This is a genomic window from Mesorhizobium sp. U510, from assembly GCF_059180695.1.
This window is the reverse complement of the sequence record NZ_CP180532.1, coordinates 2,200,651-2,214,928: the sequence shown is the minus strand read 5'-3', so window position 1 is coordinate 2,214,928 and position 14,278 is coordinate 2,200,651. Positions and strand designations below refer to the sequence as shown.

Annotated in this window: 13 protein-coding genes and 4 pseudogenes; 5 read left to right on the top strand and 12 right to left on the bottom strand. The window is 60.0% G+C overall.

Features of this window, described 5'->3' with window-relative positions; all coding sequences use genetic code 11:
* Positions 1-120 precede the first annotated feature (120 nt).
* The 4 genes from ACLGL5_RS12575 to ACLGL5_RS12560 form a co-directional block, all read right to left on the bottom strand.
* On the bottom strand, positions 121-804 hold the full coding sequence (locus ACLGL5_RS12575) for a lytic transglycosylase domain-containing protein (RefSeq protein WP_069091177.1): 684 nt from the start codon (positions 802-804) through the stop codon (positions 121-123).
* Positions 792-1,340: a S26 family signal peptidase gene (locus ACLGL5_RS12570; RefSeq protein WP_069091176.1), complete on the bottom strand. Its 549-nt coding sequence runs from the start codon at positions 1,338-1,340 to the stop codon at positions 792-794. Before ACLGL5_RS12570 ends, ACLGL5_RS12575 begins: the two co-directional genes overlap by 13 nt.
* Positions 1,337-1,606 carry a helix-turn-helix transcriptional regulator gene (locus ACLGL5_RS12565; RefSeq protein ID WP_069091175.1) on the bottom strand — a complete coding sequence of 90 codons (270 nt, stop codon included), beginning with the start codon at positions 1,604-1,606 and terminating at the stop codon, positions 1,337-1,339. Before ACLGL5_RS12565 ends, ACLGL5_RS12570 begins: the two co-directional genes overlap by 4 nt.
* Before the next feature lie 162 nt (positions 1,607-1,768).
* Entirely contained in the window at positions 1,769-2,092 is a 324-nt protein-coding gene (locus ACLGL5_RS12560) for a DUF736 domain-containing protein (RefSeq protein ID WP_006328923.1), read from the bottom strand.
* Between the two features lie 1,685 nt (positions 2,093-3,777).
* Here ACLGL5_RS12560 and ACLGL5_RS12555 point away from each other — a divergent pair.
* Positions 3,778-4,168: pseudogene (locus ACLGL5_RS12555) on the top strand (RNA polymerase factor sigma-54); the annotation flags it as partial.
* A 56-nt stretch (positions 4,169-4,224) separates the two neighbouring features.
* A complete protein-coding gene (locus tag ACLGL5_RS12550; RefSeq protein ID WP_069091172.1) occupies positions 4,225-5,451 on the top strand; it encodes an MFS transporter in 1,227 nt (408 codons plus the stop codon).
* Between the two features lie 623 nt (positions 5,452-6,074).
* On the opposite strand, the pseudogene ACLGL5_RS12545 reads toward ACLGL5_RS12550, so the two are convergent.
* Both ACLGL5_RS12545 and ACLGL5_RS12540 read right to left on the bottom strand, forming a co-directional pair.
* Positions 6,075-6,190, bottom strand: a pseudogene (locus ACLGL5_RS12545) (nitrogen fixation protein NifQ); the annotation flags it as partial.
* 111 nt (positions 6,191-6,301) lie between these two features.
* Entirely contained in the window at positions 6,302-7,207 is a 906-nt protein-coding gene (locus ACLGL5_RS12540) for a LysR family transcriptional regulator (protein WP_172352351.1), read from the bottom strand.
* On the opposite strand from ACLGL5_RS12540, the gene ACLGL5_RS12535 reads away from it, so the two are divergent.
* Positions 7,119-7,406, top strand: coding sequence for a GNAT family protein (locus ACLGL5_RS12535; RefSeq protein ID WP_085987813.1), 288 nt, complete (start codon positions 7,119-7,121; stop codon positions 7,404-7,406). The two genes, ACLGL5_RS12540 and ACLGL5_RS12535, sit on opposite strands and share 89 nt — an antisense overlap.
* Positions 7,407-7,441: 35 nt before the next feature.
* Here ACLGL5_RS12535 and nolL read toward each other — a convergent pair whose 3' ends face one another.
* Entirely contained in the window at positions 7,442-8,563 is a 1,122-nt protein-coding gene (gene nolL, locus ACLGL5_RS12530) for a nodulation factor fucose acetyltransferase NolL (protein WP_069091169.1), read from the bottom strand.
* Positions 8,556-9,071, bottom strand: a pseudogene (locus ACLGL5_RS12525) (GNAT family protein); the annotation flags it as partial. The pseudogene ACLGL5_RS12525 and the gene nolL, both read right to left, overlap by 8 nt.
* 206 nt (positions 9,072-9,277) lie before the next feature.
* On the opposite strand from ACLGL5_RS12525, the gene ACLGL5_RS12520 reads away from it, so the two are divergent.
* A complete protein-coding gene (locus tag ACLGL5_RS12520; protein ID WP_436175696.1) occupies positions 9,278-10,222 on the top strand; it encodes a LysR family transcriptional regulator in 945 nt (314 codons plus the stop codon).
* 13 nt (positions 10,223-10,235) lie between these two features.
* Here ACLGL5_RS12520 and ACLGL5_RS12515 read toward each other — a convergent pair whose 3' ends face one another.
* From ACLGL5_RS12515 to nodB, 4 genes are all read right to left on the bottom strand, one after another.
* On the bottom strand, positions 10,236-11,048 hold the full coding sequence (locus ACLGL5_RS12515; RefSeq protein WP_245307053.1) for a TIM barrel protein: 813 nt from the start codon (positions 11,046-11,048) through the stop codon (positions 10,236-10,238).
* 263 nt (positions 11,049-11,311) lie between these two features.
* On the bottom strand, positions 11,312-11,962 hold the full coding sequence (locus ACLGL5_RS12510; RefSeq protein WP_069091166.1) for a LysE family translocator: 651 nt from the start codon (positions 11,960-11,962) through the stop codon (positions 11,312-11,314).
* 27 nt (positions 11,963-11,989) lie between these two features.
* Positions 11,990-12,613, bottom strand: a complete 624-nt coding sequence (locus tag ACLGL5_RS12505; RefSeq protein ID WP_494372914.1) for an FMN-binding negative transcriptional regulator — start codon at positions 12,611-12,613, stop codon at positions 11,990-11,992.
* Positions 12,614-13,107: 494 nt separating this feature from the next.
* Positions 13,108-13,767: a chitooligosaccharide deacetylase NodB gene (gene nodB / locus ACLGL5_RS12500; RefSeq protein ID WP_069091164.1), complete on the bottom strand. Its 660-nt coding sequence runs from the start codon at positions 13,765-13,767 to the stop codon at positions 13,108-13,110.
* Between the two features lie 329 nt (positions 13,768-14,096).
* Here nodB and ACLGL5_RS12495 point away from each other — a divergent pair.
* Positions 14,097-14,257: pseudogene (locus ACLGL5_RS12495) on the top strand (LysR family transcriptional regulator); the annotation flags it as partial.
* Positions 14,258-14,278 lie beyond the last annotated feature (21 nt).

The window sequence follows — 14,278 nt, the reverse complement described above, 5'->3', positions numbered from 1 at the left end:
TCCGGCAAAAAGGATGTGCAGACAAAGGCTTCGCCGCCTCATGGAGGCGGTGCCTTTATCTTGCCTTACGCGCCCCTCGCCTTAAGCGTCCCTGGCCCCTCCCGGATGCCCTCAACATCGCTAGCCATTGTGCTTCTTTGGCCGCGCGCGATCCCTGCCGAGCGGCACGAAAAGGCCGCCATTCGTTTCACCGGCGCGAACACCGCCGCGAAGGAAGAACAAAGAGCGTCCGGAGGGAGCGTTCCGCCCCTTTGAAGTTGTGGATTGGCCTTTGAATTCGTTCATGTCGGCCGCCGAAATCCCCGTCGCCTCAAGCTGTTTCAGATAGGCAACGGTCTCTTTCGGCAGCGGCGTTCGAAGCTTCAAATGGCCTTCATAGCGCTCGGGTCCAGCGTTGTAGGCGGCAAACAGGCCGGGGAATCCGAAACGCTTATACATGGCGCTGAGATAGGCGGTTCCGGCCAAGATGTTGTCGCGCGGATCGTGCGGGTCGGCTCCCAGACCGTGCTCGACGCGCATCTCCTGATAGGTGCCGGGCATCACCTGCATAAGGCCCATGGCGCCGGCGCGGGAGGTGATGGGACGGCCATCGAGGACGGTCTTGCCGCGGCTTTCGGCATCGATGACGGCGCAAATCCAGGCCTGGGGAATGTGGAAGCGTGCGCTTGCTTCCGATACGAAGTGCTGCCATCGTTGCAGCTGCGGACTTTGGGAGATGACGGCTGGCTCAGCGCCGGTCGAGGCGGAACAGGCGCATGGCGCGACGGCGATCATGCCGAGCATCAGGAGGGTCACTCGGTCCATAGCGGCACCAGCCTCCCGATGATGTTTTCGGCCGGCACCGGCCCGAAATAGCGACTGTCGAAGGAGTGATTTTTTTCGTTGCCGAGCAGGAAAACCTCGTCATGGGCGAGCGCTCGGCAGCCGTTCCACCAGGGCAGCGGACGGCCTTGCGTGTCGATTTTGAGCCGACGGGCGACGATCTCGCCGCCTATGATGATGGCATTACTAAAGGCGCAGACATGCTCGTCCGGCAGCGCGGCGAGACGCTTCACCAGCGGTATATTGCGAGGCAGATAACCGCGTTGGTCGGCGAGATAGGCAACGAAGCCAGGCGGGCGGGCGAGCACAAGATCGCCGCGCGCAGGCGTGCCAGACCCAACGCGATAGAGACCGACCGGCGCGCTAGCCGAGGCGTTCCAGACCAGCAAGGGAGACGGCTTTGGGAGCGCCGTGAAGCCTGTCAGGCTCAGGCCAATCGCGGCGATGGCGATTGCCTTGCGCGCCCGAACGCGCCGCAAACGGGTGCCGATCAGATGGATGGAAGGCCGCCGGCTCATGAGCGGTCTCCCTCGTCGGCTGAGCCGGAACCGCCCTTGTCATCGTCGGAGCCAGGTTCTGGCGGGCGGCCTTTCGACCAGTCGTCGAGTTCGTCGATGTGGTAGCGGACATAGCGGCCATGCTTGCGGTATTTCGGGCCGCCGCCGGTCAGCCGCATCTTTTCCAGGGTGCGCTGGGACAGGCCGATATAGAAGGCAGCCTGCGCGGTGTTCAGAAACGGACTGCCCTTCTTGGCGCGGGCCGCGCGGTCGTTTTCGTCGTCCATGATGGTCCTCGTTTCGCTTCGGACAAGCGACCGCGAGGATCGGCGAACGAGGTCGTCGTGGGGACGGGCGAAGAGTCGGGTGGGAGTTTTCGCCGCCCCTTCGGGCGAGCGTCGGCGGGAACCCCCGCGCCGAGTTGCGGCGCGAGGGCTTGAGCCGGCCGGTCAGTCGGCCGGGTTCCAGATGACGGCGTAGGTGTCTTGATCGTCTTGGCCGGCGGCGCGGCCGAGATTGGCGTAGAGCTTACGCGGACCGAACTCCGGTGCGGCGATGGACAAGCTCACATAGTCGTTGCCGGAAGTCTCCCCGGTTCGGATCCAGCCGGCGCCGACCTCCACGCCCTGCGTCAGCACCCGGAAGTCGGGATGGTTGTCGGCGGACTTGCTCCGATTGGGCACGATATCGATGTCGGCGCGGACGCTGAGCGTCCTGAGCTGGCCTTTGTAGCTGCCGTTTTCCTGCTTGTTGACGTAACCGATCGCGGTCATTTTCCTGTCTCCTTTTGCTGTCGCCGGGGACCATTCCCCTGCGATGGCGGACCGTGATGGGCGCGTCCGGACCGCCCGAACCCGGCAGGGCCGCAGCGGCAGCGAAGGACCCGAGCGGGCAGCTTTTTTGAAGCGAAGCGGGCGCGAGGAAGCCGCGTCATGCGGCGGGGAAAAAAGCTGGTGGCGAGGGTCTCGGGCGGGCTGGAACCGCCCATAGGTCAATGAGCCAGCCGCAGGGGAATGGCCCTCAAGACGCGTGGGGACAGGTCGCGTGATCGGTTGAGCACAACAAGCAATCAGAACGCGTGCGGCGGGTTCCGCACGCTCAACACCGTGCCGGATCGATTAATGTGCCCGTGCACCGGGAGCCCCAGCAGGCATCTCGGCGTGGTAATCGAGTACTGACAAGGGCGAGCTTTGGCGGCCAGAGGTTGTTGCTGGAGGCGGGGTCCAAGGGGGCGGAATGTGCAGCCAACGCGCCCCGGAGAGGCGCCAACCCGCGGCTATCGACGAGCCGCCTCGGCATGGCGGACTCATTCGAGGGTAACAGCGACCGGGCCTTGGCCCATTGATCGGCGGTCGGAAGCCGCCGCGTTTCGTTTGTTTTCGGTTGGGAACTTGGTCGAATCCGCGCCAGCAGGTTCCATTGGAGCGAAACCGATCGTCTCGGCGTGATCGAGGAATTCGACCACATTGATACCGATGGCCTTCGCGAGGTCCGCCTGGCTGAGACCAGACGCTTTTCTTTTATCGACGCGGACATACCCGGGTGATCGGCCAGCCGCCATCCGCCAAGGTTAGGTCGTTCCTAGCGGCGCGGCGGGCACGGCTGAGCCCGCGTCCGAAGTCGACGAGGAAAGGGTATTGCTCCGCCGATTTCCGAAGAAGGCCACTGGTCGCAATTGCCCCTGTGGGCCGTGGCGATCTTTTGGTCGCGCTTGCGACATTCTTGTCAGCCTTCGGGACACAACAATGTTTTCGGATAGGCGCGCACGAGGGAGCAAATCAAGGAATCTCAATCATGCAAACGCCGTGACGCCCAGCCGGACTCGATCCTCACGGCGTGGAGACCGGCGCGCCGTGCTGAAGAGCTCGAAGGTGTCAAAGGCCTTCCTCGACAGGGGGAGCAGCAACAGCGCGATCGTAGGCGCGACGGCCGCGTCTTCGCAGATCGCAGCCTGCGCACGCAATTACACGCTAGAGACAAAGCCTTACGCGGTCGATGCCGGCGTGCGGCAATGCATCGGCTCGGCCCGTCCGGAACGGTTTTCGCCTTCCCTTGCCGGTGCGGAAGTTCTGACTACTCCGACAGTACAGCACCTTTGCTCGGTCCGGGTGACCACGCGATTGTGCGGCGCGCTCGGTCTCGGTCAAGGCACGGCGCCCCTGCTCAAGCCGACAGGGCTTCGGCAAAAGATAGTCCGATTCGGTGCCCCCAAGTGAAATGGCATAGCGCTTGCTGTTATCCGTTAGAGCCCACCAAAGCACGTAGAAAGCTATGAACAGAACCATGGCAAAAACGCGAAGTTCCATACAAGCGCCCAAGGAGACCGTGCACGTTTGCGCCGAACGTCCCCTCCAGACGTCCCTCCTCCGGTATCTGATTTGCTATGGCTGGTTCGAGACTGACGGAGCCGTGGCGCTCGCCCAATTGTCGCTTACCCGCCTCCGCCAGGAGGATGCCTTTTTTGGAACACGGCATCGACCAAGTGCGGCCTCTCGGGCCCAGGACTGTCGTCGACGCGATCAACGTGCATCAGGCGACGGTAAGCCGGGTGACGTCGAACACATACATGCAGACCCCGCGCGAAGTGTTCGAACTGAAGTATTTTTTCACCGTCGCGAGCGCGTCCTCCCAAGGTGGCGACGCGCGGTCCCCCCCGAAGCTGTCCGCCATCGGATCAAGGCGACAATCGCCGACGAATCGCAAGATGACGTGCTTTCCGACGACGACATCGTCGTCCGGCCCAAGGAAAGGGCCATCGATTTGCGCGCCGCACCGTCACAAAATATCGCGAAGCGATGAACATCCCCTCGTCCGTGCAATGCCGCAGGGAATGGCGCTTCTGGCGTTAATCCGGGTCAACGCAGCAACCCGAGTTTGCAGCACATCCAAACTGGAGACCCTGTTGATGACCGAATCCGCTACGGGCTTCATGGACGGAGTTCTGCATGACCCAAAACAGCCAGATCAACGGTCTGGTCCCGCATGGGGTGCAGTCATTTCGCTTGCCTTAGGCACCTTTGGGCTTGTGACGGCAGAGTTTCTGCCTGCCAGCGTGCTGACGCCGCTCGCGCATGATCTCTCTATCACCGAGGGTGCAGTTGGACAGGCGCTGACAACGACCGCCATCGTGGGGGCGATCTCGGCGCCGACGATGGCCGTCATCACAAGGCCCCTGGACCGCAGGATCGTCATATGGGCGATGACGCTGCTGCTGATCCTGTCGAACGTTCTATCGGCCGTCGCGGGGTCGCTGCCGGTTCTCCTGGCCGCCCGCGTCGTGCTCGGCATAGCACTCGGAGGGTTCTGGTCGATTTCGGCAGCGCTGGCGATGCGGCTCGTTCCAAGTCACCTCCTGCGGCGCGCCATGTCGATCATCCTCACCGGCGTTACCTGCGCTACCGTTTGCGCGGCTCCAATCGGCGCCTATGTCGGCGATATCTGGGGATGGCGAACCGCCTTCATGATCGCTGCGGTCGTCGGCGCCGTTACGCTGGTAGTGCAACTCATAACCATTCCGAGGCTGCCTCCGATTGGAGTGGCCAGCTTCCGCAGTCTGCTGGATGTGGCCAAGAATCCGATGATCAAAGTCGCGATGTTGGTCGTCCTGCTGGTCGCTTCCGGGCACTTCGCCGGCTTCACCTATATCCGCGCCTTCCTTGAGAAGTTTCCCGCGCTTGATATCGAGACGATCTCGCTGGTGTTGCTCGTCTTTGGCATCGGCGGCTTCTTCGGCAATTTGGCCGGCGGATTCCTGGCCGAGCACAGCCTCAAGGCAGCCGCGGCCCTGCCGCCCCTGCTCATAGCGATGGCCACTGTCTCGCTGCTGACGCTGGGAGCATCGGCTTGGGCCACGGCGATTGCGGTTACCGTATGGGGCTTTGCCTTCGGCGCGGTGCCGGTGGGACTGCAGACATGGATGGTGCTGCACGCCGCTCCCGAGCAGGCCGAAAGCGCCGGTGGGCTGATGGCCGCAACGTTCCAGGTGGCCATCGCAGCGGGCGCGATTTTCGGCGGACTACTGATGGACAATGCCGGCGTCGCCAGTTCCCTTGCCTACAGCGCCGTTGCCTCGTTCCTCGGCGCCCTGACAGTGTTCTTGCTCGGCCCGAAGCGCGAACCTCAGACCACCTGACAGAGAGGCCATCAGTGCAGCGCGGGAAGATGCAATCATCAGCCGCGCGGTGCGATCCTACGCACGATTTTTGGCGGTTGCAGGCCTCGTCTCCGGGTGATCGGACGCTGTTGTCCGGTCGATTTCGACCGGCGGGGGCGTTTCGAATGATGGTGCCGACGAGAGAACCTAAGAGTGCGGGACCGAACCGGACCGCCTCGCCGTCGACCGCTCTGGCATGGCGAGAATGCCGCTGCAGTGTGGGTATAACCATCTGAATTCTGAAAGATCCTCCAACAGGCGAGAACACGCTACGTGGCCACAAAGGCCGCTGCTAACGGTCAGAACGTGCGGTCTATGCGGCTCTGTCTTGCGGCGAGCATCGGGCGGATCGCGCGCCTGATCTCTTACATGAAGCTCGGGGCCGAACATGCCCCGCAGCTTCTGATTCGGCCCGAAATAGAGGATCGTTCGGCGATATCGTAGTTGTATTCACCAACTGTGATCCAGCCGCGATTGAACGTCGACAGCCCCGCGCGGCGGATTTCCAGCGGCGGACTCTCAAGCGCCGCCTGCCCTTGGTAAGGCGGCTTACCGGAATTCGGCAGGAGGACGAGACGAGTTATCTCACGCTCAGTATCCCCGCAATTCGGTGCGGCGCATGGCGAAAACCTTCAGCCTCGCATAGCTTGCGGTAAAAGTACTTCTTCCACTTCATGTTTTTGGTGTTGCCGGCTGCCAGCGTGGGGAAACACGTGGCACGCCGTCATGCAAAATCATCGAATGTGCGTCAGACCCAATTTTGCACGCCGGTTCGCACCCGTATGAGGCGCTGAGTAAATCTAGACTGAGACCAGGAGTGCCCGCGACTTCACATGCGGGATGCCTCCTGCAACATTATCTGCCGCATCCAGATGCTTGCCGGATCACTGTTGTGGAGGGTGGGCCATTGGACGGCCTCGGTGAACGTGGGTAGTGGCCGCGGAAGTTCGATGATCCGCAAGGGGAAGGTTTTTTTGAAATGCTGAACCAGCCGGAAGGGCATGGTCGCTATCCGAGCTGTGCCTGAGACCATCGGCGGGATCATGCTAAAGGCCTGTACGACGATCTCAACACGTCTCTTGAGACCATGCTCAAGCAAAAACTGTTCCTCGATGGATGGCATCTGGGCACCGCCGACCCTGAACGCAATGTGTTTCATCGACACGTATCTCTCGAATGTAAGCTGACGTGGCAACTGCTTGTTCGTGGGGCAGCCCACGCACACGAATGTCTCGTCGAACAGCGCCGCTCTTGGATGGGCGCTCGACATGAAAAATTCCGGAAGAATCACAAAATCGACGTCACCGCGCCGGAGAAGCTCATCGGGGTCGTTGTCGAGCGGCCGCAATTCGAAGCTGACGGCGGGTGCTTCGCGTGCAACCCGCTCCACGACCTTTTCAAAAAACACGAGTGTGGCGAAATCGGAAAGAATGATCCTGAAGCGGCGATCGGATTGAGCCGGATTAAACGGATCCCAAGAAATAATCGAGCATTGGATGTGCAAGAGTGCGCCACGAACTGCGGGGGCGAGTGTTTCCGCACGCGGGGTTAGAACGCGTTCGCGGCCGCTCATCGTAAACAGTTCATCGTTGAAATAGTCGCGCAGCCGGGCGACGGCCGCGCTCATGGCCGGCTGACTAAGGTTGATGCTGCTTGCCGCGGCCGTGAGGTTGCGCGCGGTCAGCAGTGCGTCGAGCACGACGAGAAGGTTCAGATCAAGGCCTTTGAAACGCATGCCTCATCTGTCCGTAACGTGGTTGTTTGTCATCGTGACCATTATGGGCGCTCGTTTACGGTCCCACTCAGAGGTGTTGTGTCCCGACCTGCCGCCCGCGCGCGTGGAGGACGTGCTCGTCGTAGTTATGGGGATAGCGCGGCCGATGAGCGAATGGCCGACCGGTACAACAGTCGATCGGATAGGTCCGGAGCTATGAAACATGTCGATTACAGATGCGAATTTTTCACGTGACTAATTGATTACAGATTGAGATTTGAGCAGACTTGGGCGTGGCGGCGCTCCGACAACGATCCGCGACACATATCCGAGGTTGCGCGCAATCCTGCGAATTGCCATCGCTATGACGACAATCGCCACTCCAAGCACAGTTGCGAAGGCGATTCTGGTCGTGAGATTCCAGACTTCTCCAAACTGTATCAAATCCATGAGGCGAAACACGGCACCCTGGACCAGGTAAAGCAGCAGCGTGCTCTGACCAAGCTGCACCGCGACGAAGCGAGCTACTCTAGTCGAATAGACAAGTCTCCAGCATTGGAACATAGACTGCATTGCTACTGCAGAAGCCGCCAAAGAGCCAGAGAACATCAGAAAAACTTGTTTAGCTGACTGTTCATCATGAATTAAAACGAGATTATTGTAGGCATAAGTCTCCTTGCCCCACCCGAGGAAGCATATGAAAGCCGCTATCGAAAGTAAGACAACAAAAATCCATTTGTAACGCCAGATGACGCCATTCTGCCATCCGATCGGCTGGGCAAACAGGAACCCTAAACAATAAAATGGGTAGGTGTATTTTAACAACGGGGTTATTGATAACGTGATGGGTGCGAATGCGACCGCAATTGCAGATGCGCTTATGATCCATATCGATAGACGGTTGAAAGTTGTAAGAACTCTAATCAGAATGAACGAAATAAATGCCGCCCATATGAACCAGTAGGTTCCAATAACTTCCGTCGGCAAGTCCAGCAATGTGTCGGTTAAACTCTTCGTAGGAAAAATCACTACGAACTTTAGCGTCCAGATCAACATACACCAAAAAAGCATTGGCAGTATTAGCTGCATTGCCCGCTCACCGACACCCTGGGTGAACGATTTTCGCAAAATTGCCCCAGAAGAAAGATATCCGCTTATCGCCATAAAGAGAGGCATATGAAACATATAGATCGACTTGAAATACGGCGACAGCCAGAATGCGTCGGTGCCCTGGTAGATTAAATATTGTAACAGGTGCCCAATTATCACCAAAGTAATGAGTATACCTTTGGCGAAATCAAAGCTTAGGTCTCGGTTGTTTGTCCCTGCTGGGCACGAGCCGCGTCCCTTCGCTCCGGCTCTTATGTGATCAAGCATCAGACTCCAGCCTATCTGTTGCAGTTGCTACTTGCCGTTTCTGGGCACGGCGAGCGCGGTGCAAAGGATCGAAAATCACGCGGATCGCGGCGTGGTATGGAGGGCCGATTGGCTGCAACCGAGCGGACAAAATCCCAGTGCCTGATCGCAAACCTCGAGCGCATTGGTGGTCGCGATCATGTGTGGCGATGCGAACGCCCGGCACTATGGTCGTCTGGCCGTCTCTGCAGAACCTCTCAAGATGGTTTCGCAACGGGTGCCGAACCATGCCAAAAGCGAATGGAATGCCACGCTGCTGCAGCACCGGCCGCATGATGCGGATAGAATGACTTATTCCGTGTCTCTCAAGATCCGGATGCATCCTGTACGATCCGAGTTCGCCTCCCAAGAAATCAACCTCGCCAACCGTGAAGAAATGGCGCAGCAGGTCCTAGTGAGCTGCTACGCCGTGCACATCAGAGCCGATTGCGCGAACCTTCGGCCCTGCACCGGCCCAGCTACAACCGCCTGAAAGCCCCTGTCGCCCATAGGCCTTTTGGAAGAAGGCGGAGAGTTCGACATGATCGGCTACTTACAAGTCATTTCCCAGCACACGCTGCAGAAGCAGTGGCGTGATCGGGCGCATGTAAAGTGCGGTCATCTATGCAGCGCCCTGGAAGTTTGGTAAAATCGATTGTTTAGATCGCGAGCATCCACGCTATGGATAAGTGAAAGATGCGCTTCAAGGGCCTTGATCTGAACCTTCTCGTCGTGCTCGACGCACTGCTGACCGAGCGGACCCTCACGGCGGCGGCAAGCAGCATCAACCTTAGTCAGCCGGCCATGAGCGCGGCCGTCGCCCGGCTGCGCGACTATTTCAACGATGAACTGTTTACGACGAGCGGCCGCGAACGCGTTCTAACCCCGCGTGCGGAAACACTCGCCCCCGCAGTTCGCAGCGCACTGCTAAAAATCCAGTGCTCGATTATCTCTTGGGATCCGTTTAATCCGGCTCAATCCGATCGCCGTTTCAGGATCATTCTTTCCGATTTCGCCACACTCGTGTTTTTTGAAAAGGTCGTGGAGCGGGTTGCACGCGAAGCACCCGCCGTCAGCTTCGAATTGTTGCCTATAGACGACGACCCCGATGAGCTTCTCCGGCGCGGTGACGTCGATTTTCTGATTTTTCCAGAATTGTTCATGTCAAGTGCCCATCCAAGAGCGGCGCTGTTCGACGACACGCTCGTGTGCGTGGGCTGCTCCACGAACAAGCAGCTGCCACGGCAGCTTACATTCGAGAGATACATGTCGATGAGGCACGTTGCGGTCAAGTTCGGGCGGACGCTGAAGCCCTCCATCGAGGAACAGTTTTTTCTTGAGCATGGTCTTAAGAGACGTGTTGAGATCGTTGTGCAGGCCTTTAGCATGATCCCGCCGATGGTCTCAGGCACAGCTCGGATAGCGACCATGCCCTTCCGGCTGGTTCAGCATTTCAAAAAAACCTTTCCCCTGCGGATCATCGACCTTCCGCTGCCACTACCCACGTTCACCGAGGCCGTTCAATGGCCCGCCCTTCACAACAGTGATCCGGCAAGCATCTGGCTGCGAGAGATATTGCTACAGGAGGCGTCTCGAATGACTTCTCCGGGGGACGCCAAAAGGCGCCCCAGGCAGCCCTAATTTACTCCGCATCTCACGCCGGCACTCGCGTCAATAGCCCGTGTCGGAAGAGAGCGATGCTCGCGGCAAGTGCGCCTGCGAGGTCGTCCAGCGGGTGGGCTGCATCGACAAACGGTGCGAATGAGAAGGGCCCACCATAGCCGCCATCAAGCAGCGCCCGGATCTGGCTGCCATTGTCGGAACCGACTAGGACGCGATCCGGGTAAATCCAGTGGATCGGATCGTTCACGCTTGAAATGTGGACGAGACCGGTCAGCTCGGAGGAGAAGAACGTCTCCCCGGCAAGCGTGTGGTGGAACGTGTCGTGCACGAGGCGGAAGACGGATTGGCCATCAATGGCGGCAATGGCCTTAGCCGCTTCGTTCTTCGATCGAAGCGAGCAGGTCCGGAAGCCCAGCGGCTCGATGAGACCGATCAGACCGCGCGACTGGAGGATCGGCTTGAGCGCCTTCAAGGCGACGCGGAGATCGCCCCGGCGCTCGACATTGGCGGGCCAGGAGCCGTCGTTGACCGGCACTAGCATGAGCGTCTTGGCTCCGCAGGCCGCTGCATAATCGGCGAGCTTGCTCGCCTCGGCCCTGCGGGCGGGGATCCACTCATTGAAGCGCTGGAGGGCATTGACGGAAATAATCCCAACGCCTGTGTCGGCGGCCGCAGACCGGACGTCCGCCGCCGGCATGCCGCGTGCAATAGCATTGCTGCCCGGTTGGCTGCGGATCTGGACATCGGTTAGGCCCTGGTCGCGGGCAAAAGCGAAAAGTGCCCTGACGTCAAGTCCGGGCGTCGCCAAATAATCGAGTGCAAAGCGGGGCGATGCTTCGCGCATGGCTTGGCTTTCCTTCCATGAAACGGGCGTCATTCTCGGCTGACTGGCTTCTACCGTGCGTTGATTCGCGAGGTCCGAAATGATGGGCATGAGCGAGGCGAGGCAGTCGTACTCACGTTTCTCTCACGCTATGTTTTTCTCTCATTTATGAGCCGACGTTCACCCAAACGGCGGTGCCGCGCCTCCTGAGACATGGTTAAATAGGTGCAATGACCGAACTCGCTCGCAGCCATCCAACTGCTTCCGCAAGGTACCCGCCAAAGTCAGGCAGCAGGGTGTTTCGCCAGAGCGAGGCCGACGCCCAGCGCGATCATCGCGCCACCTGACGCCTCCCTCAGGGGGCGGATCAACCCGGGACGCGCTGCCGCGCCGTCTTGAATGCCGCTGGCCACGACGGCAACCACGATGTCGGCGAGCGTGTTGAGCGCAATGGACACGGAGCCAAGCACCACGAATTGCAGAGCTACGAGCCCTGCGCTCGGATTCACGAACTGCGGAATGAAGGCGAGGAAAAAGACTGCCGTCTTCGGGTTGAGCGCCTCGACCAGTACCCCTTCACGAAACGCCCGCCGGGGTCCGACTGGACCCACTGCGGCGCCGTCATCGCCGCCAGTCGCTCCCTTGAGGCGGGCGGCTTGAAAGGTGCGAAAGCCGAGCCAGACGAGGTAGACCGCGCCGAACAGCTTTAATGCGGAGAACAGTTCCGAGCTCTCGAGCACGATCGCGGAAATACCTAAGCTTGCGGCGAGGACGTGGATCATGCCCCCCAACCCCGTGCCGAAGCTGGAAGCGATACCTTCCCGACGACCACCGGCGAGCGTGCGCGCGGCAACGTAGAAGATGCCCGGACCGGGGGTGATGGCGAGCACGGAGGCCGCGGCGAGGTACAGGGCGAGTGGGGTCAGTTCTGGCATGATGGTCGATTCCGACGAAGTTCATGATTATTTTGGGATGAGAGCGGCGACGTCGCGGTCAGATGCCCGCTCGCTCGCCGCAAGGCCCGCCGCCACGCCAGCGCGGTCGGCCGCGTTCCGGTTCTGGCTCATTTTGCGCTTGCCCTCCAGCCTCGTGATTGGCATGCGCAGGCCGACGATTTCGCGGAGTTGCGCCTGTATAAAATCCGGCGGCGCGTCCGACACCGCCCAAGGCGAGGCGCGCTCGCCCTCGTGGTGGTCGGTCAGCCGATTTACGACGTCCAGCAATCTTCCCGCATCCTCGAAGAACTCGACCGGGCCATAGGCGTGGACGGCGACGTAATTCCAGGTCGGGACGACCTTCCCGGTTTCCCGCTTGGTCGCATACCATGCCGGCGTCACGTAAGCGTCCGGCCCCATGAAGATGGCCAAGCCGTCGCCCAGCGGCGGAACACGGCGCTGGGGATTGGCCTTCGCCAGGTGCCCGTAGATCACGCCGTGCTCGCCCTCGCTCTCGTCAAGGAAGAGGGGCAGTGGCGTTGCGAGCGGCCCTTCCGCCGTGACGGTAACGAAGTTCGCCAGCAGCGCCGCGCGAATGGTCGCGCGCAGGCATTCCTTGTCGTCGTCGCGGAAAGCGGGAGGGATGTACATCGCGAAACTCCTTGCGTTACCAAGTCAGGTATCGGCAAGCTGGCCTGCTGGAAACAGCCAGTCAGAAGCTATTGAGGTAGTCCAGTTGGTGAAAGATGGCATCGCGCGCCGGATCAGAGCACCGGAATCCCCGGTGCCGGTCACGGTATGCGAATTGCCTGCCAAACCTTTCGGACGCAGCCAGCGATCCCGCAGGGTCGCGCTATGTGAGCCTGTGACAAGCCCAATGAAATCGATCCAACGCGAAGTGAACCATACATTCAACAATCGTCGAAGAGTGAACCTACCGGCGGTGCTGGGCCATGTCATGCCGAGAGCGTGCGCGGGTCCTCATCGTAGCAGGTGACAACAGACGTCTAGCCAACTGTCGGAGCCGACCAGTTCGTCCGATGTCGACGAAGTGCTTGTTCGCAGGGCGTAAACGGCCTGTAAGCCTTCATAAGCGAGACCACACAGGTACTGGCTGGGAAAGCAGGTCCATGGGATCTCGCATTTCAGTGATGTTCTGGAAGCGAGCGAATTTCATATCCGCAGGCATCTAATGCAGGAATCAGATTGGACAGCGCCATAACGGTCTGGTTGCGCAGACTGGCTTGAGTGCTCCGTGTCGACTCGTCGGGAGGGCATCCGTCGTGCAAGAGCACGATTGCGCCGGGGCGTACCGAGGCGAGCACTGCATCGACGATCGCGTCGGTGCCGGGGCGCGACCAGTCTCTTGGGTCGATCGACCAATGAAGGGCCGCCAGCCCCGCGATCTCTGAGGCAGTGAACACTTCTTCGCTCCAGGCGCCGTATGGCGCGCGAATGTAGCGGATCGAGGCCTGCGGGCATGCCAGCATGATGGCCTGGTTCGCCTCAGATACCTCACGTTGCACTTCGCCCAAACCGCATTTGGACAGGTCCGGATGAGACATCGTGTGGTTGCCTACCTCATGCCCTTCTGCGATCATTCGCTGGATGAGATCCGGATGCTCTGCGGCGTAAGCACCAATGACGAAGAATGTCGCTGGCACCCGATTTTGCGCCAGCACATCGAGTATCTGTGGTGTGAAACATGGATTGGGACCGTCGTCAAACGTCAGATAAACGCTTCGACGCCCGGTGCCGTCAGCGCATTCACTCTGCACCTTCCATCTGTCATCGAGACGTCTCATAGCTGCGAACCCTTGCGGTCAATTGTTGTACCGGTCGGCCATTCGCAATCGGCATAACCCCGATCCTTGAGGTAGGGGCCTACGCTATCGGGGGGAGCTTGTCGCGAAGAGCCGACGCGATGCAGCTTGCGCCGATCACCGATGTACCTGGTCGAAAAGGGGGTCGGCTCGCTTGATGTTCGGCGCAGACCAGGAGGGACACACCAGAAAATGCTCCTCGGAGCCAACGCATGCATCGACAATCTCCTTAGGGCTGCATCCTTGAATTCTTCCTATGGGACGTTCTGTCGAATCGGCAAAATCGATTGTTTCGATGACAAGCATCCACGTTGCGGATAGATGAGACAAAGGCTTGGATCGCGTGCAACCTCACGGCGGCGGCAGCAGCATCAACCTTAGTCAGCCGGCCATGAGCGCGGCCGTCGCCCGGCCGCGCGACTATTTCAAGGATGAACTGTTTACGATGAGCGGCCGCGAATGCGTTCTAACCCGCGTGCGGAACCGTCAGCGT

Bases quoted from the DNA above. Each gene is read 5' to 3' on its own strand.
- ACLGL5_RS12560 (WP_006328923.1), bottom strand. From the start codon at position 2,092: ATGACCGCGATCGGTTACGTCAACAAGCAGGAAAACGGCAGCTACAAA.
- nodB (WP_069091164.1), bottom strand. From the start codon at position 13,767: ATGAGACGTCTCGATGACAGATGGAAGGTGCAGAGTGAATGCGCTGAC.
- ACLGL5_RS12510 (WP_069091166.1), bottom strand. From the start codon at position 11,962: ATGCCAGAACTGACCCCACTCGCCCTGTACCTCGCCGCGGCCTCCGTG.
- nolL (WP_069091169.1), bottom strand. From the start codon at position 8,563: ATGCTTGATCACATAAGAGCCGGAGCGAAGGGACGCGGCTCGTGCCCA.
- ACLGL5_RS12565 (WP_069091175.1), bottom strand. From the start codon at position 1,606: ATGGACGACGAAAACGACCGCGCGGCCCGCGCCAAGAAGGGCAGTCCG.
- ACLGL5_RS12550 (WP_069091172.1), top strand. From the start codon at position 4,225: ATGACCGAATCCGCTACGGGCTTCATGGACGGAGTTCTGCATGACCCA.
- ACLGL5_RS12540 (WP_172352351.1), bottom strand. From the start codon at position 7,207: ATGCGTTTCAAAGGCCTTGATCTGAACCTTCTCGTCGTGCTCGACGCA.
- ACLGL5_RS12575 (WP_069091177.1), bottom strand. From the start codon at position 804: ATGGACCGAGTGACCCTCCTGATGCTCGGCATGATCGCCGTCGCGCCA.
- ACLGL5_RS12515 (WP_245307053.1), bottom strand. From the start codon at position 11,048: ATGCGCGAAGCATCGCCCCGCTTTGCACTCGATTATTTGGCGACGCCC.
- ACLGL5_RS12570 (WP_069091176.1), bottom strand. From the start codon at position 1,340: ATGAGCCGGCGGCCTTCCATCCATCTGATCGGCACCCGTTTGCGGCGC.
- ACLGL5_RS12505 (WP_494372914.1), bottom strand. From the start codon at position 12,613: ATGTACATCCCTCCCGCTTTCCGCGACGACGACAAGGAATGCCTGCGC.
- ACLGL5_RS12520 (WP_436175696.1), top strand. From the start codon at position 9,278: ATGCGCTTCAAGGGCCTTGATCTGAACCTTCTCGTCGTGCTCGACGCA.
- ACLGL5_RS12535 (WP_085987813.1), top strand. From the start codon at position 7,119: ATGCTGCTTGCCGCGGCCGTGAGGTTGCGCGCGGTCAGCAGTGCGTCG.